The organism is Enterococcus sp. 3G6_DIV0642 (assembly GCF_002140635.1).
GTDB lineage: Bacteria > Bacillota > Bacilli > Lactobacillales > Enterococcaceae > Enterococcus_D > Enterococcus_D casseliflavus.
Window position 1 is genome coordinate 1,047,936 of the sequence record NZ_NGLH01000001.1, and the last position, 26,986, is coordinate 1,074,921.

General features: G+C 42.4%; 22 protein-coding genes. 21 read left to right on the top strand and 1 reads right to left on the bottom strand.

Annotated elements, in window-relative coordinates; all coding sequences use genetic code 11:
• The first annotated feature begins 971 nt into the window (after positions 1–971).
• The 17 genes from A5878_RS05105 to A5878_RS05185 all read left to right on the top strand — a co-directional run bounded on the left by A5878_RS05105 (position 972) and on the right by A5878_RS05185 (position 17,965).
• Positions 972–3,848 carry a WxL domain-containing protein gene (locus tag A5878_RS05105; RefSeq protein WP_179190623.1) on the top strand — a complete coding sequence of 959 codons (2,877 nt, stop codon included), beginning with the start codon at positions 972–974 and terminating at the stop codon, positions 3,846–3,848.
• Positions 3,849–4,354: 506 nt separating this feature from the next.
• Entirely contained in the window at positions 4,355–4,762 is a 408-nt protein-coding gene (locus A5878_RS05110; protein ID WP_086294822.1) for a helix-turn-helix domain-containing protein, read from the top strand.
• A 322-nt stretch (positions 4,763–5,084) separates the two neighbouring features.
• Positions 5,085–5,663, top strand: a complete 579-nt coding sequence (locus A5878_RS05115; RefSeq protein WP_086294823.1) for an LOG family protein — start codon at positions 5,085–5,087, stop codon at positions 5,661–5,663.
• Positions 5,660–5,818, top strand: a complete 159-nt coding sequence (locus A5878_RS17670; protein ID WP_256925763.1) for a hypothetical protein — start codon at positions 5,660–5,662, stop codon at positions 5,816–5,818. The genes A5878_RS05115 and A5878_RS17670 overlap by 4 nt, the downstream gene beginning before the upstream one ends.
• Before the next feature lie 9 nt (positions 5,819–5,827).
• On the top strand, positions 5,828–6,100 hold the full coding sequence (locus tag A5878_RS17675; protein WP_256925801.1) for a nucleoside 2-deoxyribosyltransferase: 273 nt from the start codon (positions 5,828–5,830) through the stop codon (positions 6,098–6,100).
• 15 nt (positions 6,101–6,115) lie between these two features.
• On the top strand, positions 6,116–6,838 hold the full coding sequence (locus tag A5878_RS05125) for a deoxynucleoside kinase (RefSeq protein WP_086294824.1): 723 nt from the start codon (positions 6,116–6,118) through the stop codon (positions 6,836–6,838).
• A 66-nt stretch (positions 6,839–6,904) separates the two neighbouring features.
• Complete coding sequence (locus A5878_RS05130) at positions 6,905–7,756, top strand: helix-turn-helix domain-containing protein (protein ID WP_179190624.1); 852 nt, start codon at positions 6,905–6,907, stop codon at positions 7,754–7,756.
• 201 nt (positions 7,757–7,957) lie between these two features.
• On the top strand, positions 7,958–8,896 hold the full coding sequence (locus A5878_RS05135) for an FAD:protein FMN transferase (RefSeq protein WP_086294826.1): 939 nt from the start codon (positions 7,958–7,960) through the stop codon (positions 8,894–8,896).
• A 24-nt stretch (positions 8,897–8,920) separates the two neighbouring features.
• Positions 8,921–9,526, top strand: a complete 606-nt coding sequence (locus A5878_RS05140; RefSeq protein ID WP_005234653.1) for an NADPH-dependent FMN reductase — start codon at positions 8,921–8,923, stop codon at positions 9,524–9,526.
• Positions 9,527–9,552: 26 nt separating this feature from the next.
• Positions 9,553–10,773 carry an NAD(P)H-dependent oxidoreductase gene (locus A5878_RS05145; RefSeq protein ID WP_179190625.1) on the top strand — a complete coding sequence of 407 codons (1,221 nt, stop codon included), beginning with the start codon at positions 9,553–9,555 and terminating at the stop codon, positions 10,771–10,773.
• 261 nt (positions 10,774–11,034) lie between these two features.
• Positions 11,035–12,084: an FUSC family protein gene (locus A5878_RS05155; RefSeq protein WP_086294828.1), complete on the top strand. Its 1,050-nt coding sequence runs from the start codon at positions 11,035–11,037 to the stop codon at positions 12,082–12,084.
• A gap of 236 nt (positions 12,085–12,320) precedes the next feature.
• Positions 12,321–14,390: a BglG family transcription antiterminator gene (locus A5878_RS05160; RefSeq protein ID WP_086294829.1), complete on the top strand. Its 2,070-nt coding sequence runs from the start codon at positions 12,321–12,323 to the stop codon at positions 14,388–14,390.
• 24 nt (positions 14,391–14,414) lie between these two features.
• Positions 14,415–14,717 carry a PTS sugar transporter subunit IIB gene (locus tag A5878_RS05165; RefSeq protein WP_015509266.1) on the top strand — a complete coding sequence of 101 codons (303 nt, stop codon included), beginning with the start codon at positions 14,415–14,417 and terminating at the stop codon, positions 14,715–14,717.
• Between the two features lie 31 nt (positions 14,718–14,748).
• Entirely contained in the window at positions 14,749–16,038 is a 1,290-nt protein-coding gene (locus tag A5878_RS05170) for a PTS sugar transporter subunit IIC (protein ID WP_086294830.1), read from the top strand.
• A gap of 18 nt (positions 16,039–16,056) precedes the next feature.
• A complete protein-coding gene (locus tag A5878_RS05175; protein ID WP_005225457.1) occupies positions 16,057–16,449 on the top strand; it encodes a hypothetical protein in 393 nt (130 codons plus the stop codon).
• 22 nt (positions 16,450–16,471) lie between these two features.
• On the top strand, positions 16,472–17,338 hold the full coding sequence (locus A5878_RS05180) for a class II fructose-bisphosphate aldolase (RefSeq protein WP_010747730.1): 867 nt from the start codon (positions 16,472–16,474) through the stop codon (positions 17,336–17,338).
• The gene (locus tag A5878_RS05185) at positions 17,339–17,965 is read left to right on the top strand and encodes a zeta toxin family protein (protein WP_086294831.1); all 627 of its coding nucleotides are present in this window, start codon (positions 17,339–17,341) and stop codon (positions 17,963–17,965) included.
• 43 nt (positions 17,966–18,008) lie between these two features.
• Here the strand turns inward: A5878_RS05185 and A5878_RS05190 are convergent, their stop codons facing one another.
• Positions 18,009–19,013 (bottom strand): DUF389 domain-containing protein, encoded by a 1,005-nt coding sequence (locus A5878_RS05190; RefSeq protein WP_256925764.1) that lies wholly within the window; start codon positions 19,011–19,013, stop codon positions 18,009–18,011.
• A 189-nt stretch (positions 19,014–19,202) separates the two neighbouring features.
• Here A5878_RS05190 and A5878_RS05195 point away from each other — a divergent pair, with 189 nt between their 5' ends.
• From A5878_RS05195 to A5878_RS17480, 4 genes are all read left to right on the top strand, one after another.
• The gene (locus A5878_RS05195) at positions 19,203–19,802 is read left to right on the top strand and encodes an NUDIX hydrolase (protein WP_086294832.1); all 600 of its coding nucleotides are present in this window, start codon (positions 19,203–19,205) and stop codon (positions 19,800–19,802) included.
• Positions 19,803–19,962: 160 nt separating this feature from the next.
• Positions 19,963–21,273: an NCS2 family permease gene (locus tag A5878_RS05200; protein ID WP_016610053.1), complete on the top strand. Its 1,311-nt coding sequence runs from the start codon at positions 19,963–19,965 to the stop codon at positions 21,271–21,273.
• 550 nt (positions 21,274–21,823) lie between these two features.
• Positions 21,824–23,302, top strand: a complete 1,479-nt coding sequence (locus tag A5878_RS05205) for a helix-turn-helix domain-containing protein (protein ID WP_086294833.1) — start codon at positions 21,824–21,826, stop codon at positions 23,300–23,302.
• 247 nt (positions 23,303–23,549) lie between these two features.
• Positions 23,550–26,986: BspA family leucine-rich repeat surface protein (locus A5878_RS17480; protein WP_179190626.1), on the top strand; the 3,437-nt coding region annotated here is incomplete at its 3' end.

Here is a 26,986-nt window from a genome sequence, read left to right on the forward strand (position 1 = left end):
TTTTTCGATGCAAAAATAAAACATATTTTAATAGATGAAACAGACTCGTGAGATGAAGAATTCAATCATTTCACGAGTTTTTTGTGTTTAAATGAATATTTTCACACATATAGGAGTGGATTTTTATAAAACAAGTGTCTCGGATGTTATTGCTATGTTTCAAATAAAAGGTGTATCGTTATTTGTTTTAAAAAGTTGATGTTTTTTTATACCCATTGAAGAGAATGCCATCTTTGAAACACGATTTTCGTTGATCGATGAATATTCTGATTTTTTCTCATGGAAGATGTCCACTATACTGGAAGAGAGTAAGTTTGAGAAACTTCGTGTATGAATAACAGCAATGAAGACGTATTAAAAGGTTTTTAAAGTAACGCCTAACGTTGCTTCTGTAGTAAATTTCTTTTGTGATAAAAAACAACGAATTTCTATCTCAATAACGATCCTCAACCCACTGGATACTTTTAACTTAGGCAGTCAATAAATTGCTTTTGTGAAGCGAGACATTCTTTAATTGCTGTGTTAGTTATGAGGTTTTGGATGAATGCCATCATTCTGGTATGCAAATGGCACTAAGTACTCATATGCCATTTCAAGGCGCTTTGAATCTAAATCGATTCTATTCCGCGATGACTGCTCGTTCTAAAGGAGCAGTGTGAATGCAAACAGGAGCTTCGGATCGATGCTACTTACGTACGCCGTTTGAACAATGAAGATGTCTCCATTAGCCGGAGACCAATTGGTGACTGTTTGCTGGAATCATCGGAATTGTCTTAGTCGTCTTGCATATTGTTGTCTCGATCATCAAGAAAAAAACAAAGTAAGGTGGGATCAATAGTATGAAAATGAAAACACTAAAAGTAATGGCATTAATCTTTATCGGGCTGTTTATTGTTCAGCAGGGGTTTCCCATAGTTCAAAATTTTTTCATTGATACGATTTATGCACTACAAGATAAAGAAGATGATGCAGTGCATTCTACCTTGGAGACTGCGGGGACTGAACAGCAAGACGTCGAAATTGGTTTTTCAACAGAAACGAAGCAAGGGAGTCCTGGAGAGACAGTCTTGATCGAATTCACTTCTAATCAGCCTCTAGACGAAATCGATCTGATCTTGCCAGCAGAAGCAAAAATCGAAACATCTTCTCTGCTAGAAGGTGTCGTCATCCAGCAGGTAGAAGCTGAGCAATGGCATCTTCTGTCCAAAGAACCGTTAAGCGTTTTTTTGCTCCCATTGATCTTTGAAGAAACTGGCGAGTATGAAATCCAAGTAGAAAATGAGATGCTCGCTGTGAAAATAGAGCAAGACAATAAAACAGCTGAGCCAGAAACTCCGAGAGAAGTAGAGGATTCAGAAGATGGAACAAAGCATGCTCGTGATGATATCTTTACAACACCTGATCCAGATTTGCCTTTTGCCCCCAATGATTCAGGAAATCTTTATTTGTTAGAGGGGCAGGAAATCGTTGAGCGGGGGGTCAGCAACTGGCGAGAATTTTTAATCGCCTATAGTGATCCTAGTGTCAATTACATTTATTTTGAGCGAAGCTTTCACTCTACCGAACCAGCTACTGCGGGTTTAACTAATATGCAAAACAATCATGGTTTCCATAACGTCAATGGGGGAGATAATGGCATTTGGTTTATGGAACCTCGTATATCTAGAACATTGATTGTTGACGGAAAAGGATTGACCCTCGATATGCAGGCAGTGGTATTAGGGATGTCGCTCGTGACACATGATCCCACTAGCCCTTGGGATGTCACTTATCAAAACATGAAAATCTATCATGGAAGTCTCTACGGTACGTTTAATTTTTATGGTGCTGGAGCTGCAAATGTGCGAAATTCACGACTTCGTTTCCACAATGTGATAAGCACTGGAAATCGTATGGTTCTTGAACCAGAAGGAAGTGTCATTCTATCCGGTCATGTTAGTTCACACCAAACAACTACCTATACTTCACTCTTTAATCCGTCATGGAACATTTCTGCTACCCGAAACTTAGCAAATCTTCTCGTCAATCAAATCGACATTGCAGAAAATGCGGAAGTATCTTTGTCCACCTTTAATTCGGGAAATCTCGATTTGAGAAGCGGGGTTTGGCCAACCGATCCAAGAGCTGCTTTAAGAATCGGAGAGAACGCAAAAATGACATTACAGTCAAATGGTACTGCTTTTGGGGTTGAGTCAGCTTTTGGGGCGAATATCGTTTTTCAAAATTTGGAAGGGAATATGACAGTAGGAAAAGGCGCAACGGTCGATCTAATTCCACGGGCGAATGGAGCAGCCATCACTATGGTTGGAATCAATGGAAACATTCAATTACTCGAAGATAGCACTGTTTCTATTCGCTCATCGGGTCGAACAACAAGCATTAACGGTTTGACAACCAACCTCATCTGGGTAGCATCAGGAAATAATCTTATGCTGAGTGAGGGAAGTACATTGGATATAGAAGCAATCAATCAAATAAGCTCAGGGGCGAATATCGTGAATTTTAGTGGGACTAATGGAATACTTCAAGTTGGTAAAGATGCGACGTTGGATATTCGTTCGGATACTACGGCTACTGGTCAAAATCTTATTGGTTTTTCTGGAGCAAACAATGCTGCTAGATTTGTGATAGATGAAGCCAAACGTGTCAATCTTCAAAAATTAAACAGCATGAGTACTGGCAATCTAATCCACGGTGGGGGAGTTACTGCACGAAGGCAGTCGATTAAGCAATGGGACTATGGGAATATCAGTGGCGGGTCCAACTTTCATTGGGCACCGATTTATTCGATGACTGCAAATATCTCCAATGCAGCAAATGCCGTAACAAACGTTACGAGTGTGACGTCTTTTCTCCCAGTTACAGAGGAAAGTTTGAGTACCACTTTTAATTCGAGATCAAATCGCTTACTCTTTGAACATGTTCCTAACGTGGAAGTGACCATCGATTCCTTGACAGAAGATCCGTCTCTTCGAAATTCTCGTGTTATATCTGGCAGGGCGACACCAAGCAGCTATATTCGATTTCAAAGAGAGGGAGCACTCCCTGAGCCAGAGATATCAGCAATCACAACAATAAATCAGGATACTGAATCCTTTCATGTCATGTCAGATGCAAATGGTTACTATGAATTTGATTTAACACAGTATGAGCCTTTTGAACGCTTTCAAGTGGGAGAGTTTGTTACAGCCCATGCTATGTTATATGGTGAGTGGGCAAGTAAAACGGTGATCGTTGAGGCAATACAAGATATGGATCCAAAAGATCCACTGCAACCTGACAATACGATCGATCCGGATAATCCACCAGATTTGGGTGTGAATCGCGGCATCATCAGTATCGATTTTATTTCACAATTTAATTTTGGGTCGGTACCGATTCGTTCAAGCCGAACCTCCTATTCAGCACAACCACAACAATTAAACAATGCTGAAGGGGATACATTCGGTGGAAAACGACCAAACTTTATCCAAGTCACTGATCGGCGAGCGGAAAATAGTGGATGGACGTTAAGTGCTCGTCTCGGAGAGGATGGCTTTGTCAGCAATGATGGCCACAAACTTCGTGGTGTCGAACTCTCGCTGAACAACATTGATATGGTAACGACGGGATCCAACAATTCGATGCGTCCTCACTACTGGGAAAGCCGAGCACTCAACACTGGTAGACAAACGCTGGCGAACGCCGAAGTAAATCAAGGCGGCGGTACGTGGATCCAACGGTATGGAGATCAAGAAACAATGGCGGATAGCGTTGTGCTAGAAGTTCCTTCTGGAGCAGTACCACAGGCGACTGCATACACAGCCACGATCCATTGGGAACTGAGTTTTGTTCCGGGAATGGATTGATTGTTTTACAGCTAAGTACAACAGCATGATCAACTATCCGGTTAATGATAGAAAAAATAATGAAAAAAGTTATGCGGAAGCTGCAGAAGGAATCTACAGCTTCCTTTTTCTACGACTTTTTGTCAATAAGGGCTGATGTGTTTTGCAAATTCAAATCTGAGACTGAAGAATGCCTTATGATTTATTAGGTCTACAAATTATAAAACAAAAAAATACTAATGGAATAATTCCGACTTCATGTAGCTGGGATTTTTTGCGTTAAGACGTTAATTGAATGGAATCTGGTTTAATGTTGTAGAAAGCTCAGATACGTATTATGCCGAAATCACTCAATAAGCGGTTCTCTAGTCATTTGTTCTTTTTTCAACTATGATAGAAAGAAAACCGCTATCACGGAGATTTCGTTAAAGAAAATCCTGTCAAAACTGTTTGACAATGCCGTAATATCAATGGATTTGAGCAGAAACCACAGCAGCTCTGCGTTAAGGTAGAAGAAGGAGGCCAAGATGAAAATTGGGGAAGCATTAAAGAACCATCGAGTCACACAGCAAATGAGCCAAGAAGAAGTAGCAACAAAAATTTTAGTGACCCGCACATCGATCTCAAATTGGGAAACCGGCAAGACGGTACCAGACAGTTTGAATTTATTGAAACTGAGTACCCTTTATGGGTGCAGTGTCGATGAGCTATTAAAAAAGGAGCGAGCAGGAATGAAAAAGAACTTTCGTACGATGACCTATGGTGCTGGATTGAAAGACGGAACGATGCGTTTGAAAATCGAGACTGATGCCAGCAAGTTTTTCCCACGAGGAGTTGAAGTCAAAGCATCTGTCGATTTAGAAACAGGAGAAGTGACCTTTTTTGTCGAGCAAGAGGATTTGAAAAAGCTAAAAGCAGCCACCGACGAAAAATAATTTTTTTATACAGGTTTTTGCTAAATTTTGCTTGGACAAGAGAAAAAAAGTGATGGATAAAAAAACACGAGCCTAGCTGCATCGTGTTTTTTTATGTGGGATGAAAGAGGGCTGAGGCAATCGATGAAAGCTGATTCTACTTTTTCTTTTCTGCTATTTTCAAGGTTTGTAACGTTTAAGAAAAAGCGAAAAGATGTTAACGGCTATATACAATATATGGTGAATATAACGGATTTTTTTATAATGGAACACAATATGTAGTATTTACTTTTTTAAGAGATTGTGTAAAATAGCAGATGTAGTGAAGAAGGAGCTGTTGTTTTTGAGAGTAACTGTATGTTGCGGGACCCGTTTAGAAAATGAGAAAAAGTTGGCAAAGACCGCTCGTGCCATCGGCAACGCCTTGGCAAAAAATCACATCGAGTTGGTGTATTGCGGCCCTTTGGCTGGCTTGATGAGGGAGATCGTGAAAGGGGTCTTTGAAAAAGAAGGCGCAGTGACGTGGATCTATCCATCAGGTTCTTTTGCAGAAGATTTGCCGCCAATCGTCACTGGATCAAGCACCTATACTGAGTTCTATACGGATACGAGGGAGGAACAAACGCAACAATTGCTGGAAATGAGCGATGCCTACCTTGTATTACCTGGTGGATTTGGTACACTAGAGGAGTTGTCATCAGTATGCTCTTTTACGACTCTTGGGCCATTGTCAGGCAAGCCGATCGGTGTGTTGATGACCCAAGGCTTAAATGATGGGCTAAAGCCGCTGCTAAAAATGTTTGAAGCTTCCAGCTTTGCTTGGGCTGAACTGTCTGATACGCTCTTTTTCCTATCTGACGTTGAGTCGTTGATCCGACGATTGGCTGCGAAGGGGTCAGGAATGGAGTGCTTGGCAGGATGAAGCATGTCTATTTAGCGGGACCGTTTTTTTCAAACGAACAAGTCGACCGACTCAAACAAGTAGAACGCATTTTAGCTGAAAACCCGCAGCCCTTGGCGGTCTATTCGCCGCGTTTGTATCTAGAAGGTTCATCTGAACCCAATACACCAGAATAGGCAAGAGAAATTTTTGAAAAAGACATGCTGGAATTGACACGAGCCGACGTCGTCGTTGCCGTTTTGGATGACCATGAAGGGATCTCCGATCCGGGAACAGCCTTTGAAATCGGCGCAGCACACGTACGAAATAAACCAGTGATCGCTCTTCAGGAAAAAGTCGCGGCGGTCAATCTGATGTTGACGGAGTCGGTGCAAGCGTATTTGACTGATTTGGCGGCACGAACAGCGTATGATTTTGAAGCGATGGCGCACCGAGCATTTGTCGGTGACTATATTTAATAAAGGATGATGAATGTGTTATTAATCGCAGGAACGATCGGGGCAGGAAAAAGCAGTTTGACTGATTTTTTATCGAAGGAAATGGCGTCGAAGCCTTTCTATGAAAACGTGGAGGACAACGATGTTCTGCCATTGTTTTATTCCAATCCAGAACGATACGCCTTTTTATTGCAGATTTTTTTCTTAAACAAAAGCTTTTTAGGGATGCGGGAAGCTTTGTCCAATGATGACAATGTCATTGACCGCTCCATCTATGAGGATAGCTTGATGTTTCATCTAAATGCGGATCTAGGTCGCATCGCACCGATGGAAGTCGAACAATACGATAACCTGTTGAACACGATGTTGCGGGAATTGGAAGAATCAGCGCCATTGAAACATCCAGATCTAATGGTTCATATCAAGGTTTCCTTGGATACAATGATTGAACGGATCAACAAACGTGGTCGTTCCTATGAACAAATTGCCAACGATCCGACATTGTACGACTATTACAAAGAATTAAATCAGCGGTACGATGAATGGTATGAAAACTTTGACGTTTGTCCGAAAATGCAAATTGATGGGGATCAATTGGACTTTGTTGCCAATGAAGACAACCTCATGGTGATCCTCGAGATGATCCAAGAAAAACTGGCGGAAGTCCGTCAGACCCATGGCAAAGGCCACTATTGTACGGACAAAGCCATCGCAAAAGGTGATTTTTCTAAGAAAAACGCAGCATCTGTGACAGGCTGACCCAGCAGTTGAGGACGGCTTACGAAAAAAACAAGTGTCTTATCGACAATGGGAGGGAGCAAGGCGATGAATGTTGAACGATTTATTGAAGCGAGGAAACAGGCGGGCTTCTCGCAGCAAGAACTTTCGGAAGGAATCTGTACACAAGCCACTTTGAGTAAATTTGAAAACAACGGTCAGGCACCGTCCCTCAAAATTTTGATCAAATTGTGTAATCGGATCGGCTTGCCATTGGTCGACTTGTTTTCTTCCATGAATGTCGCAACGACCAAAATCAAAGAAGAATTGGCAAAAGCCGAATTCTACTTGATCACAAGCGAGTATGAACAGTTGGCTGCATTGCTAAGTCAAATCGAAGTGAAGCTGATCGATGAACCAGCATTAAAAGCGCAATATGATTATTTAAAAGGCTTTGAAATGATTTTTAATGAAGCTGCGATTACCGATGTCCTGTTTCAATTCGATCAGTTATTGATGAATGAAACGGCGGAGGAATTGTTTGATCTCTTAGCGTATACTGGGATCGGTTTGGTGTATGCCAGAGAAGAAGAATGGGCAAAGGCTGAGTTTTATGTGACGAAGGTCTTTGAGAAAATTTATACCTATCCGATCAAAACGATCGAAGACACGTGGCGGGTGTTGAACATCGTCTTTCATTGCGGCGTCTTTTATGCCAAAGTCGATGATTTGGAAACTAGTGATACCTTGTTGAATTATGTGTTGGCGATTTGTTCCGACAATCATTTGACCTACTACTTGGCTCGCGCGGCAGCCCAACTGACCGAAAATGCCATTCGTGAACAACAGGCGAAAGAAACAATTTTGGAAATGTTACACGATGCACGAGCATATGCCAAAATCAATAAAAACGTAAAATTACTGGCGCATTTAAAATCGATCGAGGAAACGATCGATTAAAAATATATAATCGAAAAAAAAGCTTTGTTGCTCAAATGCTTGATAGCTAGCAGTCCTTTCGACGAAGGGACTGCTTTTTTGAATTTTCTTTATATAAAAAAATATATAATCGTGTTGACAAAAAAATATATCGGGAGTATTCTTTAATTGTGAAAAAACTAACATAATTTGAGATACATTGTTTTGAGGAGAAGGGATTTTATGAAGGCAGCAGTGAGAGAAGCCGCTCGCACGATTCAGCGGATGGGCACGTCCATTGAGTTAAAAGTCGCTCATACAAAACCAGAAAGTGTACTGGACGAGCTGGAGACCCAGCTGAAAGGATACGACCATCGCTTTAGTGCCAATGATCCGCGATCGGAATTGAATCAGCTGAATCAGTTGGCAGGACAAAAGGGGCTTGTGCTTGATCCAGAATTGTACCAGCTGATCGAAATCGGCAAACATCATAGCTGTGCTCCCCACAGTCAGCTGAATATTGCCATCGGTCCACTGGTCCAAGCATGGCGCATCGGGTTTGAAGATGCCCGCATCGTATCAAAGATGCAGGTCAAAGAATTGCTTGCGCTAACAGACCCGCAACAGATCCAATTGGCAGCAGGCAAGGTTTTTTTGAAAAAAGCTGGAATGAGGATCGACCTCGGAGCATTAGCAAAAGGCTACATCGCTGATAAGTTACGCACCCATTGCCAAGCCCGTGGCGTAGCGTATGGATTGATCAACTTAGGCGGAAATATTGTCTGTTTCGGCGCTGCACCAAATCATTCGGACGGGCATTGGCGGATCGGGATCCGAGATCCCAAGGGTGGTCGGGCCGACACCTTGGGCATTCTGCCAATCAAGGACCAAACCGTCGTCACTTCGGGGATCTATGAGCGGGTCTTGACCACCGCTGAAGGAACGTATCATCATTTGATTGATCCTCAGAGTGGCTTTCCCATCGAATGTGGGTATTTGAGCATCACGATCGTTGCAGCGACATCGTTACTGGGGGAAATCTGGACTTCGCGCTTGTTTGGCAAGCCCATTCCAGTTGTTTTGCAAGAGATTCAGCAGCAGCCAGAAATCGAAGGAATCATCGTAACCAAAGAAAATGAAGTCATTGCCTCTAAAGGCATTCAGGCAAGACTTTTAAGATAGCCCAACCAGAAAGGAAGAGACAGGATGAAATTTATCGGATTCGTGGGAACCAATGCCACTCGTTCCACCAATCGCACGTTGTTGCAGTTTATGAAAAAAATGTTTGCCAATGAGGCAGAGATCGAACTAGTCGAGATCAAAGATCTTCCAATGTTCAACAAACCAGAATCAAAGGAGTTGCCCGTACAAGTAACCCAGCTTGCCGAAAAAATCACGGCAGCAGACGGTGTGATCATCAGCACACCAGAATATGATCATGCCGTACCCGCAGCGTTGATCAATGCCCTGAACTGGTTGTCCTATGGAATTTTCCCGTTTGTTGACAAGCCAGTGATGATCACTGGTGCTTCTTATGGGACGTTAGGTTCTTCTCGTGCCCAAGCCCATCTAAGACAGATTCTGGACTCTCCAGAGTTAAAAGCACGGATCATGCCTAGCTCTGAATTTCTCTTAGGTCATTCGCTGCAAGCGTTTGACGAGCAAGGCAACTTGATCGATGAAGAGCAGACCCAAAAACTGCAAGGACTGTTCAACGATTTTCTTTTATTTGTAAAAATTACCAGCCAGTTGCAGCACGCCCATGCCGCCAATCAAAAAGAAGCTGCTGAATTTTCATGGGAAACCATCTAATCGCAAAAGATAGGAGCGTAAAGACAATGAAATTGATCGGAATCGCCGGATCAGCCGCTGAAGTCTCCACCAATCGTCAGCTGCTGAACTTTATCAAAAAGCAATACAAAAAGGAATTCACTTTAGAACTTGTAGAGATCAAAGACTTTCCTCTCTTTAATCAAGAGGAAGATCAAACCCAAAGCCCAGCCATCCAGCGTTTGAATCGGCAATTGCTGATGGCAGACGGTGTGATCATTGCTACACCAGAGCACAACCATACCGTGACGGCAGGACTGAAAAGCTTGCTAGAATGGCTTTCATTCAAGATCCATCCTCTGGAAAACAAACCAGTAATGATCGTGGGTGCCTCTTACTACGATCAAGGAACTTCAAGGGCCCAGCTACATCTGCGCCAGATTTTGGACGCACCGGGAGTCAATGCTTTAGTGATGCCAGGGAATGAGTTTTTGTTGGGCAAAGCCAAAGAAGCTTTCGATGAAGCGGGTGATTTGATCGATGCCCGAACGGTTGCTTTTTTAGATGCGACGATCAACAGCTTCTTGCAATTTATCAAAGTCGTTTCTGCCTTAGCGGGTCCCAAACAATTGCCGCCCGAAGACCTCTACGCCACAGGGAAAATCGCAACCACCGTGGAAGGGGTGGATATGTATGATGATCAATGGCTGGAAAAAGCCGCTGAAGCAGTCGGTGCCGTTTCTGGCAATACCTACGTCAAACTAAATCGCGGCTTGCTGACAGTCGATCAGATCAATTACTTCTTAGATTCGATGCCGATGGAATTGACATTTGCCGATAGCAACAACCAATTCTTGTATTACAATCTGCGGGAAGAAGCCCAAAATATGCTGGCAGCACGTGTGCCAGGACAAGTCGGCAATCCATTAGCAAAATGCCATCCTGAAAAATCCTTCAAAAATGTTGAGTGGGTGATCCAACAGCTGCGCAGTGGAGCGACCGACGCGGTTCGGGTCCATGTACCGAAACAGGTGCCAGAAAAATACATCGTCCACAATTATCAAGCGATGCACGATGAAAACGGCGAATATGCGGGGATCAACGAATACATCCTTGATTTCAAGCCAATCATCGAATGGTATTTGCAACAAACCGGTCAAAAACTTGTCGGCAATGAAGACGCCATTTCCAGTGCTTCTGTGCACCAAGAACCGACCGATGCGGTCACTAGTGCCAGTACTCATGACGCACCTGCAGCAGATGCGGTCACCAGCGCTTCAGTGAAATAAGGGTTGTCTAAAGGGAGAGAAGGAATCGCTAGAAGCATTCGCTTGCAATCAGTTGCCAAGCGAATGCTTCTCTTTTTGCTGCTTTTTCATGAATGAACGGTTTTCTATGAGCGATTGAATTGATCAAGGACATCGTTGCGAGGATTTCGCAAAGTTTCTGAAAAAAATTTGCATATTCATCTTTTGCTTCGTATACTAGTTTAGGACGTTGCTTATAAAACGGCTGTATCATCGTACATATTTTTTGATAGGAGGAATTGCATGAAAGACAAACGAAAAGTCTTGCGTCCGTTAGGATCAGGGTTTGCGATGGCGGTTCCTTTGTTTATAGGGATCCTCGTTCAGGACCCTTTGATAAGTTCTGTGGGGGCGATGGGGGCTTTTTCCTACTTGGCTTTTCAACATCGGTCCCTTTTTTATAATCTGCGCGCCATTTTGACCCACGGCGCTGCGCTGCTGCTGGCATTTATTTTAGGTGCTGGGACAGCACTGATTCCTTGGAGCGCGCCTTTTATCATCGGTGCGTTATCGTTTTCTGCGTTTTTGTTGTCAAAAGTGATGCGGATCCCCAAGCCCGATTATTTCTTCGTGTTGATGCTTTATGCCACCGGCTTTAATTTTCACGCAGCGCACCTTGGAGAGATTTTGCACCACAGTTCCTATTTGCTTTATGGCATCGCAGGCTCGCTGCTTGCTGGACTGGTGATTTCGTTGGCTGAACAGCTGCCGTTGAAAGAAGAAAAAACGGCCTTTCAACAACTGAGCTTGCACGAGAAATATTCGCTAGCATTATCTCAGCAACCAGAAATGGTCATCAAGGCGCTGCACTTTTCTTTGATATTGTTTATTGCGACCTACATTGCCTATCTGTTGCGGGACAGCAACGGCTATTGGATCTTGATTTCTGCTGCTGCCGTCTTGGCAGGAGAACATATGGAAAAAATCAAAAATCGCACGATTGGCAGGGTACTGGGAGGAATCGTGGGGCTGCTGCTGGGTTTCTTATTGATGTCCTTGCATATGCCCCTTGAAGCGATCGCAGTTGTCTTGATCATTCTAAACATATTGACGGAGTTTTTTATGCCAGTCAATTATACCGTTGCTAATTTTTTTACCAATCCGCAAGTCCTGCTGTTAATGACCATCGGTACTAGTTTTACGCCGCTGAAATTGATCCCATTGCGTTTTTCAGGGGCATTGATCGGCAGCGTGCTGGCAATGCTGTTGATCTTTCTAATGGATTGGGCAGTAAAGCAAATGGAGCAAGCACTGGGAAATAAGCCAGAAGACACGACGGATCATACACAATAGAATGCACCATCATCGATAAGCAAGAGCAGCAGCTCTTGCTTTTTTTTGCCTTTGATCCTCTATCTAAACGTTATCTCCATCGGATAGGAAAATTAAGGGAAATATGAAATAATCGAGGAAAGGTTCCTATTTCGAAATAGAAGCGTTTACATTTTTGCAAACTAAAGTGGCAGAAACATCTACTTTTTTTGTTGTAAGCGAAATCATATACTCAAATCAGAGAAGGAGAGAAAGTTGTGAAAAAACGAATCGTAGATGTTTTGCATCGCCTGTTGGTGACTGATTATCCACTATCCATCGAGCAACTGGCAGAAGAGACCGCAGCCAGTGGGCGGACGATCCGCAATGATTTGAATGAGATCAACACGTTTCTTGCTGACTTACACATCGGACCGATCCAAACCCTTCGAGGAAAGGGCATCCTTTTGAAACTGACCTCGAAACAGCAAGCCATCGTTTGGCAGGCATTACACGCACAACAGTCGGAATATATGACCCGTGAAGAGCGTCGTTTTGATCTGCTGCTGCATCTGACCTTTTCAAAAGAGATCCTGGTGTTGAATAAAAAAGAAGAAGCGTACCAGATATCAAAAAGCAGCATGGATGAAGACATGCGCCGTTTGCGGGCGGACATCAATAAATATGGCATTGAGATCATCAGCCTAGGAAAAAAAGGACTGCGGTTGAATGGATCGGAACGAGCGATTCGGACGATGATTTTTGACATCATCAATCAGCGGATCGGTAGGTTGCCACTTGATAAACAGACCCCAGATTTAGTCTTTACGAAATTGCTTTATCGCTATTTGCCGCAAAAAGAAATCAAACAGATCCAACTAGTGATGCAAGCAGTGTTGCCGCCAAATCAAAATGAGTTGTATAGCAGCCAAATCTTATTGTTTACCGCCATTTGGCTGATGCGTATCAGAATGAAGGAATTTATCACTCGCATGAACTGGTCTACTTCCAGCAATCAGCTCCAAGGGTCAGCCTATATCCATTCGATCGCTGAAACCTTTTCGATCCAGCCACCAGAAATCGAAGTCAACTATCTTTCTTTCATCATCGAGTCACTGAACTTTAAAGATTTGTCCAATTCCATCGAATGGGCGCATGCGCAACTTTTGTCGCTGCAGCTGATCCAATTTGTGGAATGCCAAACCAAGATCCCTTTTAGTAAAAAGGAAGAAGAGCTGTTAGAGGGATTGTATAAACATATGGCCGCGCTGATCGTTCGAGCCAAGAGCGGCATTCAAGTACCCAATCCGATCAAAGAGACTGTTCGCAAAAATTATGGACAAATCTACCAAGCCGTCAAGGGCTTCGCCCCCACGATCGAAGAGATCGTCGGGCAACCACTTTCAGAAGATGAACTGACATTTCTCGTGATCCATTTTTCTACAGCCCTAAGTTCATTGAACCACGAGCTCATTACGAGCTATAAGGCGGTCGTCGTCTGTAACCATGGAATGGCAACCGGCAATCTGCTGGCAGCCAGCCTCAAGGAGAAGTTTCCAGAAGTAGAAGTTGCGGCAGTCTTGAATTCACAAGAAGTCAATTTGATTACGAAATTCGATGTGGATCTGATTTTTTCAACCTATGAGATCGATTATCGAGAAAAGCCGGTATTACTGATCCCACCGATCATCAATGAAGAAAATCACCAAGTGATTCGCCGTTTCTTAAACAACAATGAACAATTCAAGCGGATCGCCTTTGACCAAAAAAATGCCACGCTGTTCTTCAATCAGTTGCTTACAGTGATTGAAGAAAGCGGCGGGACAGTCGATGCTGCCGCCTATCGCAAATTGACACACTTGTTTGAACAAAATCAATTAGCCATTAATGCAAGGGAGATTCAGCCAATGTTAAAAGATGTTTTATCCGCTAATCATATTCAATTAAACGTTCCTGTTCAAAATTGGGAAGAAGCCATTGAACGCTCTGCGCAGCCGCTAGTAAAAGAACAGATCATCGAAAAACGCTATATCGAGGCAATGGTTGCGGCGGTGGAGGAATACGGTCCTTATATCGTCATTGGCAAACATTTGGCGTTGGCGCATGCACGACCAGAAGATGGCGCCCAGCAGTTGGGTGTGAGTGTCCTCACCTTGGCGCCGCCAGTCGCATTTGGGAACCCAGAAATGGACCCCGTCAAAATCATTTTTTGCTTGGCTGCGGTGGACTCCTACTCTCATCTTGCCATCATGAAGGAATTGATCGAACTGATCAATGATGAAGAAAAAGTCACGCAGTTGCTGGCTTGCTCTACGATTGAAGCGTTTCAATCATTGCTATTTTCATAAAAAACAAGAAAAGGGGAAAAAAACATGAACAAATTATCGATCTTATTCGTATGCGGTGCAGGTCTTGGCAGCAGCTTTGCGGCTCAGATGTCAACAGAAGATGTCTTAACGAAATTAGGAGTGGAGGCGAAATTGGATCATGTTGATATCTCATCAGCGGTATCAATGAAACCAGACATCATCATTACGGCAGAGAATTTCCGAACGCAATTTGAAAAGTTTGCCTTGGACCCGACAACCGCAATTATTTATTTACGCAACATCGTTTCAAAACCAGAAATCGAAGAAAAAATCATCCCAGTATTAACGGAAAAAGGCGCACTGTAAGGAAGAGGCATGACGAAGGGAGTTTGAAAAAATGGGCATCATCAATTTTATCATTGATAATATTTTAACGCAGGCATCGATCACGATCGCTTTGATCGCGATGTTAGGGCTGCTGCTTCAGAAAAAGTCAGCAGGTCAAGTCATTTCAGGAAGTTTAAAGACGCTATTGGGCTTCCAGGTTTTAAGCGCTGGTTCTAGCATCATCGTCGGTAGTTTGACCTATTTCGGCGAGATTTTCACAGAAGGATTCGACATGCAAGGCATAATTCCTTCCATCGAAGCCATCAACGGGCAAGCGATGAATGAGTTGGGCTTGGGTCGGGACATAGCGCTGACATTTTTAGCCATCTTTGTTTTTAATATTTTATTGGCACGCTTTACAAAATGGAAATATATCTTCTTGACGGGTCAAGCCATTTTATGGATGGCGACCATGACGACGGTCTTTGGCTATTTCGCTGGTTTACGGGGCGTTGTCTTGATTCTTGTCGGTGGGTTGATTGGGGCGGTCTTTGCCGTAGCGATGCCAGCGATGGCTCAGCCCATCATCCGCAAAGTCACTGGGTCAGACGACATTGCTCTCGGACATTTCTGTACGATCGGCTACCTCTTTGAAGCAGGCGTTGCCTATCTGTTTGGAGAAAGAGGCGAGAAGAAAAAATCGATCGAAGACATCAAACTGCCACGTTCTTTTGAATTTTTACAAGATACCTATCTTTCTGTCATGGTCGTGATGGTTCCACTGTATATCGTGACGGTCTTGTTTGCTGGAGAAACCTTTGCTTCTACGCTCTCTGGTGATCAAAATTACATCATGTATGCCTTCTTACAAGCCATTCAATTCGTGGTTGGGGTCTATGTTTTGTTAGCAGGCGTTCGGTTGCTCTTAGGCGAGATCGTCCCTGCGTTTCGTGGGATCGCCATGAAATTGGTGCCTGATGCAAAACCAGCACTCGATTGCCCAGTGTTCTTCCCATATAGCCCAAATGCAGTTATTTTAGGCTTCATTACTACAACGATTGGGACAGTCATCGCCATGTTCGTTTTACCAGTCTTTGGCTTGGCGATGATCTTGCCAGGGATGCTGACGAACTTCTTTGCAGGCGGCACCGCTGGGATCTTCGGCAATGCGGTCAGTGGACGTCGAGGGGCGATCATCGGAGGAATCTTTCACGGATTCTTCATTACGTTACTGCCAGCCCTACTTGTAACGATCTTCAATCAGATGGGCTTTGTTAACGCTACGGCAACTGATGTGGATACCGTCACGGCAGCCTTGCTATATGCTTGGATCATCAGTCCCTTATTGAAAAACTTTTAATCGCTAGGAGGAAGACGCATGTTCTCTTTTTTCAAAAAAGAAAAAAAGCCCACAGAAACACCAGCGGTTCCTTTGACCGCTGAAGAAAGCCAAGAGGCAGAAGCGCTGATTGCAAATCTAGAAAGTCAGTTGCAAGCAGAAACTGACATCGACGAACAAGCAAAATTGTATGAAGCGTTAGGCTTAGCGCAGGCAAAACTTTCCCGCACAGAAGAAGCGATCGACGCATTGGAAAAAAGCTTGCAGGCGAAAAAATCGATCGGGGACGGCTACAAAAAACTGATGTCCCTTTACAATGCTCAGCGTGCCGCCGCCGCACGAAACGGCGACGATGCAAAGATCGACTATTACATGGACAAAATGGAAGAAATGCGGCAAATCGCCAAACAACTTACGATCAGCGGCAATTAAACTAGACGAGGTGGAATCAAGGATGTATACAACATTAAAAGAAGTAACGAAAACAGCAGAAGCATTGAATTTTACAGTGGGGGCTTTTAATACCCATAATTTAGAAATGCTGCCAAGTATGCTGCGGGCAGCCAAAGAGATGGGGGCACCCATCATCATTCAAACAAGTATCGATACGGCGAAATACATCGGCTATGATGTCTTGGTCAATGTCGTCAAAACGATTGCCGATCACGAGCTAGTAGATGCTGTCTTACATTTGGACCATGCCAGAGATTTCGATGAGATCAAAGCGGCGATTGATAGCGGCTATAGCTCGGTGATGTATGATGGCTCGCATTTGCCCTTCAAAGAAAACATTTTGAAGACGCGCGCAGTCGTCGAATACGCTCATGCTCATGGGGTGTCCGTCGAAGGAGAACTAGGAACGATCGGCGGCACAGAAGAAGGCATTCATGTGGAAGAAGACGATAAAGTCTTCACACGCCCAGAAGATGCGGTAGAATTTGTTGCTGCTACTGGCGTCGATGCGCTAGCCATCGCTATCGGAACCAATCACGGTCAATTCCGTTCCAAAACCGAAGTGAATGTTGAGTTATTGAAGGAGATCCATGCGGTCGTAGACGTGCCGCTAGTCATTCATGGAGGAACTGGCGTCAAAGAAGAAGATTATCCTGAATTGATCAATAACGGCATTCGCAAGTTTAATGTAGGTACTGAATTGTTGGTCAATTGGACGAAGATTGCGAAAGAAAATTTTGGGGCAACGGAAGTCAACAAATCTTTGCGCCACAACGTGATCCCATCCAATGAAGCCATCAAAGAAATCGTCAAGCACAAGATCGGCCTTTTCATGAATACGAAAGCGCCGACTGCGATCGGCAAATAGATGGTACGCAAAAAGATGCTTGTTTTATTAGCAGGCAGCCCTGGAACTGGAAAAAGTTATTTACTGAATCTGTTGAAGAAACGTTTTCCTGATCTTTTCGCTCTTACGCCAGATGAAATCAAAGAGTGCTATGCCGAATCCCTTGGCTTTGATTCATTGGCAGAAAAAGCCCAGATCGAAAAGCAGTATGTTTGGCCTTTTTACTATCAGGCATTGGGCTTGTACATGTCTTTAGGAAAACGCTTGGTGGTCTCGGAATACCCTTTTAGTGAAAAACAGAAGCCATTGCTAACTTTTCTCGCCCAAAGCTATGGTTATGAGTGCTTGACCATTCGCTTGACTGCTTCTTTTGAAACCTTATGGGAAAGACGTTACTTACGTGATCGAGCGGATGACCGCCATTTGAGTTTCATCATGGAACGGTACCATTACGGGGATGTACTGGAAGATAGACAAGCTGCAACCAACCATATAACCAAAGAAGCGTTTCGGCAAATCATCACTGATCGCCGTTACGATGACTTTCAGTTAGGAGCGCTTATCGAAGTCAATGTGGAAGATTACGAGCAAGTGGATTATCGCCCGTTGATCGAGAGAATCGCTGAACAACTCAATGACCCAAATTGAAGAAAAACAGGCGCTACACCTGAAAAGGGCAGCACCTGTTTTTTTAGTCTAAGCCCAAAAATTTCGAAGTTCCTTGGTTTTGGACTTGGAGGATTTCGGCTAATACTTTGGCATCAAATTGCCCCTCTTTATTGGCAGAATAGACATTGACCTTGAGCTGGTAGTCGGGCAAAGCATAGTTTTCAAGACTTGCTTCAAGCTGCGCGACCGCTTGTTTTGAGAGTGGTTCACCGACGAGCTTTAATTCAAGGGATTGTTTCTGCTCATTAAGTGTTTGCTCCAGCAAATAATGTTCCCCCAGTTTGGCTTCTACAAAACGCTTGGCATGGTATTCCGCGATGGTCGTTTGGATCGTCGTATAAACGAAGAAACTCCCAATGACCGTGATCGGTAAGGCAACCACAGCAAACTTCCACCATTTTTGGTGACGGAAATCTCCATACTGCAACAGCCAGATGGTAATGAACAAGGAAAAACAAATCAAAAAGGAATTGGTGAAGAAGAGTTGAGCAGACTCCCATGAAATCGAATAGTCTTTGATCGACAGCCCATAACCCGTCACACAAAGCGGCAAAATCAGGGACGTCCCGATGGAGACACCGATAATGACATCGTTGTCGCGGCCTCTGACTTTGGCAAAAGCCAGTGCGGAACCACCGATCAATGCGATGCAAATATCCCAAATCGTCGCAGACGTCTGGGTCATGATTTCAGGGGTTGTATCTTTGACTGGCGTGAGTAAGAAAAAGGCAAATGAGATGATAAGTACGATGATGACTTGGATGCTAAAGACGAGCAGCCCTTTTTTGACTAAGCGCAAGTGGGAAAGACCTAAACCAAAGCCGATCCCGTTGATCCCATTTAAAAGTGGCGAGATTAACATCGCCCCGATAATCGTTGTCGTAGAGTTGTAGTTCAAACCAATCGAAGCAATCAGCGTTGCACAAACTAAAAGTGCATAGACGAGCATCGTTTGGTCCATATCTTTTTGAATTTTTCCAATCAATTGTTCTTTGGAAACTAAATCAGGCGTTAAGTTCACCTTCATCATCCTTTCTGAGAAAAATCGTTCTGCTCTTTTCATTGTCCCTTAAATCGGCTGATTTTACAAAAATCTGCGTTTATCAGGCGATGGCAGCAACGAGAATTCAATGATTGGGTTGCCAATCTTTTGCAAAACCGCCGATTTCCTCTAGAATAAGAAGCATAACAGAGAAATGGAAAAGGCGGGGAATAGATGAAAGATTATTTTGCGCAATACAAACGCCTGTTATCGATCGCTGAATCAGGTTTGTACTATGGCAAAGATGTGTACGATAAGGAACGTTACCAAGAGATCAAAGAGTTGGCATTGCATTTGATGAGTACCGTCGTGGATCAAGACGCAGCTGCGTTGACCCTTTTAACAGAAAAAAATGAGGGCTATCCTACGCCCAAAGTCGATGTACGAGCATTGATCCAAAAAGACGAAAAAATCTTGCTGGTGGAAGACAGCCTGACGAAAGAATGGTCACTGCCAGGAGGCTATGCAGAAATTGGCTTGACGCCACGGGAAAACATCAAAAAAGAAGTGCTGGAAGAAACTGGCTTACTCGTTGAGGTCAAGGAGCTGCGAGCAATTTTTGATACGAATCTAAGACCAGACATTCCGCAAGTGTTTCAATACTATAAGCTGGTCTTTGCCTGTGATGTTTTGGCAGGGGACTTCATCAAAAACAGTGAAACCTCCAACAGCGATTACTTTTCGTTGAAGGAGCTGCCGAAGCTTTCCATCAAGCGCACCACCAAGGAACAACTGGAGCAATTGGTGAATGAGAAGTCGTTACACGTTGATTAAAAACAGCTAAGGGTAAGATGTTGGAAAAAGCGTTTTATTGGTTTTTTTAACTGGATAATATTTACTTGCAGATAAAGTTGGTTTATGATTGATTTCGTCGTTTTCATTATAAAAAATCAAGCAATGGCGACACCTTTGCTTGATTGCTGGAGGAGTAAAAATGAAGAATCAAATCAATTCCTTTTTTGGGCTGGATGCCTTACAAACAACGGTCAAACGAGAAATCTTAGCTGGTTTTACCACCTTTATCTCGATGGCCTATATTTTATTCGTCAATCCAACGGTCCTTGGGGCATCTGGGATGGACGAAGGTGCCGTCTTTACGGCAACGGCGTTAGCCAGCGCATTGGGCTGTATTTTGATGGGAGTTTTAGCAAAATACCCGATCGCTACGGCACCCGCATTAGGGATCAACGCGTTCTTTTCTTATTCAGTCTGTATTGGAATGGGGGTTCCGTGGCAAACAGCATTAGCGGGTGTGTTTGTGGCATCACTGATTTTCATCGTGATCACGATCTTCAAATTACGGGAGCTGATCATTGATGCGATCCCTGCTGATTTAAAATATGCCATCTCTGGGGGGATCGGTCTGTTCATCGCCTTTTTGGGATTGAGCGAAGGCGGGATCATCGTTTCCGACGATTCGACCCTTGTGGCACTAGGGTCATTGAGTGTCGGTACGACGTGGCTGACGATTTTTGGTTTAGTGATCACTGCCGTCTTGATGGTTCGCAGAGTTCCTGGTGGAATTTTTATCGGGATGGCCGCAACAACTGTTTTAGGTCTTTTGACTGGCTTGATCCAAGCACCATCCAGTATCGTTTCTGCTGCACCGAGTATTTCGTCCACATTCTTAGTGGCGCTAAACCATGTAGGAGACATCAACTCCCTGCAAATGTGGGTCGTAGTACTGACTTTCTTACTCGTCACTTTCTTTGATACGGCAGGCACCTTGGTGGGACTTGCCAATCAAGCGGGCTTTATGAAAGACAACAAAATGCCGCGGGTCGGCAAAGCACTTGCTTCTGACTCCACCGCCATGCTCGCTGGTTCTTTATTAGGGACCTCACCAGTAGGCGCATATGTCGAATCCTCCGCTGGGATCGCCGTGGGCGGTCGCTCTGGCTTGACTGCCGTGACGACTGGAGTTTTCTTCTTGTTCGGCTTGTTCTTTTCACCATTGCTATCCGTAGTCACTTCCCAAGTGACGGCACCAGCACTGATCGTTGTAGGTGTACTAATGGCACAATCGCTGCGAGAAATCAAATGGCACGAAATGGAAATCGCAATCCCAGCCTTCTTGATTCTACTAGGCATGCCGTTGACCTACAGCATCTCCGATGGGATCGCCTTGGGCTTCATCTTTTACCCAATCACCATGTTAGCAGCCAAACGCGGCAAAGAAGTCTCACCAATCATGTACGGCTTGTTCTTTGTCTTTCTTGGGTTTATGTGGATTTTGAATGTGTGATAGAGACGTTTATCAATTATAAAAGAAAGAACAGTTAAGCTTGTGGCTTAGCTGTTTTTTTTGTATTGAGAATAAGAGTTGATAAATACAAACTGAAAAAAGTAAAACAGTGTTTATTAAAGCGATGGATGCTGAATAGTAGTTTTTTTCATTTTTTACAAATACGAGGAGTGGTTAAGGAATTCTATTTTTTACCTAACATTCATATGATTTTATTCTGATTTAAAAAAACGAATCATTGATTCTAACTTATAATTTTCTTCAATCAAATGGTAGCACCTACAAAAGGAAAAGTTTTGGCGTAGCTGATTTTGTATAGGTTTTCTTACTTCAATTGTTCTTTGTTTAGATTAGATAAATAACGCCTTCTTTTCAGCAGTAATCGTTTTGATATTTTTTGACTAGAGTCTTTGATCAATAGCAAAAAATATTCATTTACAAGTGACGTTCACATCATTGAGAAAATGTAGTAAGTTAGAAAAGGAATGAAAAAATGATTATGGGTTAAAAATACATGGTATGATTTTCTATAAAGTTGGGAGGTGTTAGGATGAAAGATCTGCAGTTAAAGTTTATTGTTGATCCAACAACTATTCGCTGGTTTCGTATATTGAATCTTTTTGAGCGGACACAAAAAGCGACTAAGGGTCAATTAGCTAAACTAAATGAGGTTTCAGAACGGACGATTTTAACTGATATAAATAAGCTAAAGGAGTATTTTTCTGATAGTGCGCAAATTGTTTCAACGAACAATGGGTACCTTTTCGAAAAAAAGAACTCCCTTCGATTTATTGAACAAAAAGAAAAACTATTGCAAAATGAAATTTTGTTTGAATTATTGGGAAACGTTTTCTATGGAGAGCTAGAGGACGTAGCAGAATTAATTGACCGATTTCACATATCAGAAACGTCATTTCGACGCTATTTGAGACAAATTGAGCCGGTTCTTAAAGAATACGGATTAAAACTATCACTCACTCCAATTGATTTAAAAGGCGATGAAGCAAACATCCGAAAGTTTTTCAAAGATTTTTACTATGAAGGGGAAATGACCCCTCATACGTTGGTTCCTCCAAAAGAGATTCATGAATTGATCTATCAAACTTTTTTATCTAAAATCAAGGAAATTACGATTGGTACAGGTACTTCTCCAAATGAATTTTACTATAATTTATATATTGCTATCGAGCGAGTACGTCAGGGAAAGAGGATCAATGTACCAACAAATCTTTACAAGAGTGTTAGGAATAACAAGGATTTTCTTAATTTATTCTTGATTCAGCAAAGAATTCAAAAGATCTATCAAGTGGAATTATGTGCAGATGAGCTCTGTTGGCTATTTTTAGTAACGATTGCCAAACGGCCTTTTGATCAAATAGACCAAGATAAAGTATTCTGTAAGCAATTGCAGCGCATTGATTCTTTTGCTCATTTAACTGAAAACTATCTCAAGGATTGCTCGCCTGAGTTGTACACATCAGAAATTTTATGGATCTATCGTGCGTTCTTCCTTTCTAGGTACGTGAATCATCTAATTTCACCAGTTCAAAATAGAATAATGTCAGAAATCATAGAGAAAACAAAACATGAATGCAAAAAATCATACATCAACAATCATCACTTTTTGCGCTCCTTTTTCGCTGAATCAGGAATAACAGAAGACTTTTTGGAAGATATTACGACGAGCTTAACTTTGCTGGGAGAAAGATTGAAAGAACAGTATTTGTACAAAAGCAAGAGAATTGTTTTTTTATTAGAAGGCGATCTGTATGTCTGTCAATTGATAAGATCGCGAGTATATCAATACTTTGGTGATCGTCATCAAATCTTTTTTATTACGATTCCAGCTTTGACGGAAGAATTCTTAAACCAAGAAGATATTGATTTAATTGTGACAAACTACAGTGAATACTTGTCAGAGTATAAGGTGAGCACCAACTGCCTATTATTGAAAACAGTTCCAGATAAACAAGATTGGGAACTCTTATTCAAAACGATCGAACCAAAAATGTTCGAACTTATAAAATAATTAAAATAATAACCCTATTTTTTACCTATTCAGAAGGAAAGAAAGCCTTTTGCATAGGTTTTTTTATGCTTAATTTCCCCCTAGGGTGAAAAACATGATTTTTTTATTAAAAAACATCCTTATATACTTTTGTTTAGAACTTCCAAGCTCGTGATAGATTATTCTACCAATTCGGCAGTGTCTGCATGAATAATTATTTTTCATGTTTCAAGAAGTTTACGTTAAAAAGAAAAGGAGTGTTAGGGAAGTGATACGCAAGTTAGGTTACATAATGTTGGTCATTGCAATGACTCTAGGACAGCCGCTCACGGTATTTGCTAATACAGTAAAGGATGGCTCTCAAAACGACAGCTTAGAAAATAATTTGGAAATGACGGATGTTCCTGTTGCTGAAGGGTTTCTAAGTGAATTGGCGGATGGAAATGCAGATCGTTATGAAGAAAGGCAATTGATAGAAGACGATCAACCGTCGACAGCAACTGAAGAAAACATAAGTACCAATGGATCTGGGGAACATACCGAAACAGACAGTGGTATAGAGGCAGATTCATCTGAAAGCTCTTCTGAGGAAAGCTCCAGTGAAGCTACATTAGATAGTAGTACAGAAGACAGTCATGAAGAATCAGTAGATAGTAGTGCAGAAGACAGTCATGAAGAGTCAGATGAAAATGTGGAAGGCGTATGGGGAACTGTTCCGTGGACGTGGGATGAAGAAACGAAAACAATTGTGTTAGAAGAAGGGGCAGCCGGCACGTCAGCCACAGCACCTTGGAAAACCTACACGAATGTTGTTCAAATTTCTGTTAATGGCAAGGTTATTTTTCCAGAAGACGTTTCATGGTTGTTTGGATCACCGCAAGCGCAAGCGGCAGAACGTCTAACAGATTTGCTGACGATTGAGCATGCAGGAAATATCGATGTGTCAAATGTGACAAACATGGATCGCATGTTTCATGGCGTTACTACACTAAAAAATATTGATGTATCAAATTGGAATGTATCGAATGTGACGGACATGAATGGAATGTTTGGACAAACCAGATCTTTAGCAAGCTTAGATGTGTCAAATTGGGATGTATCAAATGTACAAAATATGGGAGGAATGTTTAATTCAGCAGAGTCTTTAACGAGTTTGGATGTTGCAAGTTGGGACGTATCAAGCGTGACGAATATGCGTAGCATGTTTGGTCTAGCCAGATCCCTATCCGACTTAGACCTTTCAAACTGGGATGTTTCCAGTGTAACTGATATGGGCTTGATGTTTAATGCGGTTAACTCTCTCACAAGCTTGGATCTTTCACGTTGGGATGTTTCGAGTGTAACAAACATGTCGAATATGTTTGGAGTAGCGACTTCATTAGTTACTATTGACGTGTCAAACTGGGACGTGTCGAATGTCACATCGATGCTGAGTATGTTCAGTTCGGCTAGATCTTTAACGAGTCTTGATCTTTCGAGCTGGGATGTAACGAATGTTACAAATACGAATAATATGTTTGACATGACCCAATCGTTACGTGAACTGACCTTAGGTGAGAAATCGATTTTTGCTTCAAACGTAAGATTGCCAAGAATCAACGCAGGTCTACCCTACTCTGGAAGATGGATAGAGCGTATCAATGATGGGGGGGATAACGGTCCAACTCCAGTAATTTATGCTTCATCTGATGAGTTTATGAATCAGTATGATGGCAGTAACCCAGGGACATATATTTGGGAAAGGTTAATCTCAGCACCAGTGACTATACGGTATGAAGATACTGAAGGAAATGAATTATCCGAACCAAACATATTAAATGGGGAGGTGGGAGAACGTTACACAAGTGAACCCAAAGAGATTCCCGGTTGGTCTGTTATAGAAACACCAGCTAATGCATCAGGTAGATTTACAGAAGAAGAACAGGAAGTCATTTATGTTTATGAGCGATCAGATTCATTAGTCAGAGGAACGTGGGGAACCGTTCCGTGGACATGGGATGAAGAAACGAAAACAATTGTGTTAGAAGAAGGAAATGCGGGTACCGTTGCAACTGCGCCTTGGAAAACCTACACGTCTGTGACACAAATCGTTGTTAAGGCACCAGTATTGTTGCCAGTAAATTCTGCGGTTTTATTCAGTGATTTAAGTGAGCTTATGATTATAGAAAATGGGAATAATTTTAATACTTCCCAAGTGACGACAATGGCAAGCATGTTTGCTAGATTACCAAAATTAAAAAAAGTGGACGTTTCGAACTGGGACACTTCTAAAGTTACTAACATGTTCGCCATGTTTAGATATGCTTATGGTTTGGAAGAGTTAGATGTGTCTAACTGGGACACTTCAAATGTTACAAACATGGCAGAAATGTTCAGAGAATTAGATAATTCTGCTAGCCCAGTAACACCGTTAACTGTTTTGGATGTATCTAAATGGAAGACAGGAAATGTAACAGATATGAGGTATATGTTTGGGGGAAAGAAGAATTTGACCTCTTTGGATGTATCCAACTGGAATGTCTCTAAAGTAGAACGGATGGATGGCATGTTTGCTGGAGGATTCAATAGAGGAAATAGTTCACTGAGTCAATTAGATGTTTCAAACTGGAATGTATCTAATGTAACAAATATGAATTGGATGTTTGAGAACTTACCTCATTTAGAAGTTCTGGACGTATCTAATTGGAATACAGAGAATGTGACGAGCATGTTAAGCATGTTTAGAAATGCTTCAAGATTGACATCACTTGATACAAGCAATTGGAAAACAAACAAAGTAACAAATATGGCGTATATGTTCAGCGGAGTACGGGTACCAACTGAATTTAGTGTTAGCAATTGGGATACATCTAGCGTAACTGATATGAGAAACATGTTTGCCTCCACTCATTCTTTAACTTCTCTCGATGTATCCAACTGGAATACTGAAAATGTCACTGATATTAGAGAAATGTTCCAGTATACAAGAGCATTGAAAAACTTAGATCTGTCAAATTGGAATACCGCGAAAGTAACCAATATGTGGTGGATGTTTCGCGAATCAGCCATAGAAAAGCTTGATGTATCAAATTTCGACACATCGATAGTGGAAAGTATGGCTCAGATGTTTTTAGACGCGAAACAATTGAACGAACTAGTAGTAGGCGAGCATTCGATCTTTTCTACGTCTACTCGTTTACCAGAGATTCTTATTGAGAACGGATATACTGGCAGGTGGATACAAAAAGAAGATGCTTATGGGAATGAGCCAAGTGTACCAATGGTTTATGAATCCTCGTTTGATTTTATGGACTTATATGACGGAACCATTCCAGGAACCTATATTTGGGAAAAAATAGAACATAAAGATGCGGCACCAGTGACAGTCAAGTATGAGGATACTGAAGGAAAACAACTTTCGGAGCCAACGATATTAAGCGGAAAAGTTGGCTTACCATACGAAAGCGAACCAAAAGAAATTCAAGGTTGGTATGTGCCAGAAATGCCAAGCAATGCTCATGGAACGTTTACTGAAGAAGCGCAAGAAGTGGTCTATGTCTATGACCGTTCAGATGCAGCACCTGTAACAGTCAAATATGAAGATGACAAAGGAAATCAATTGTCAGAACCAACGATTCTAAGCGGAAAAATTGGTCTGCCATATGAAAGTGAACCAAAAGAAATCCATGGGTGGTATGTTCCAGAAACGCCAAGCAATGCTCATGG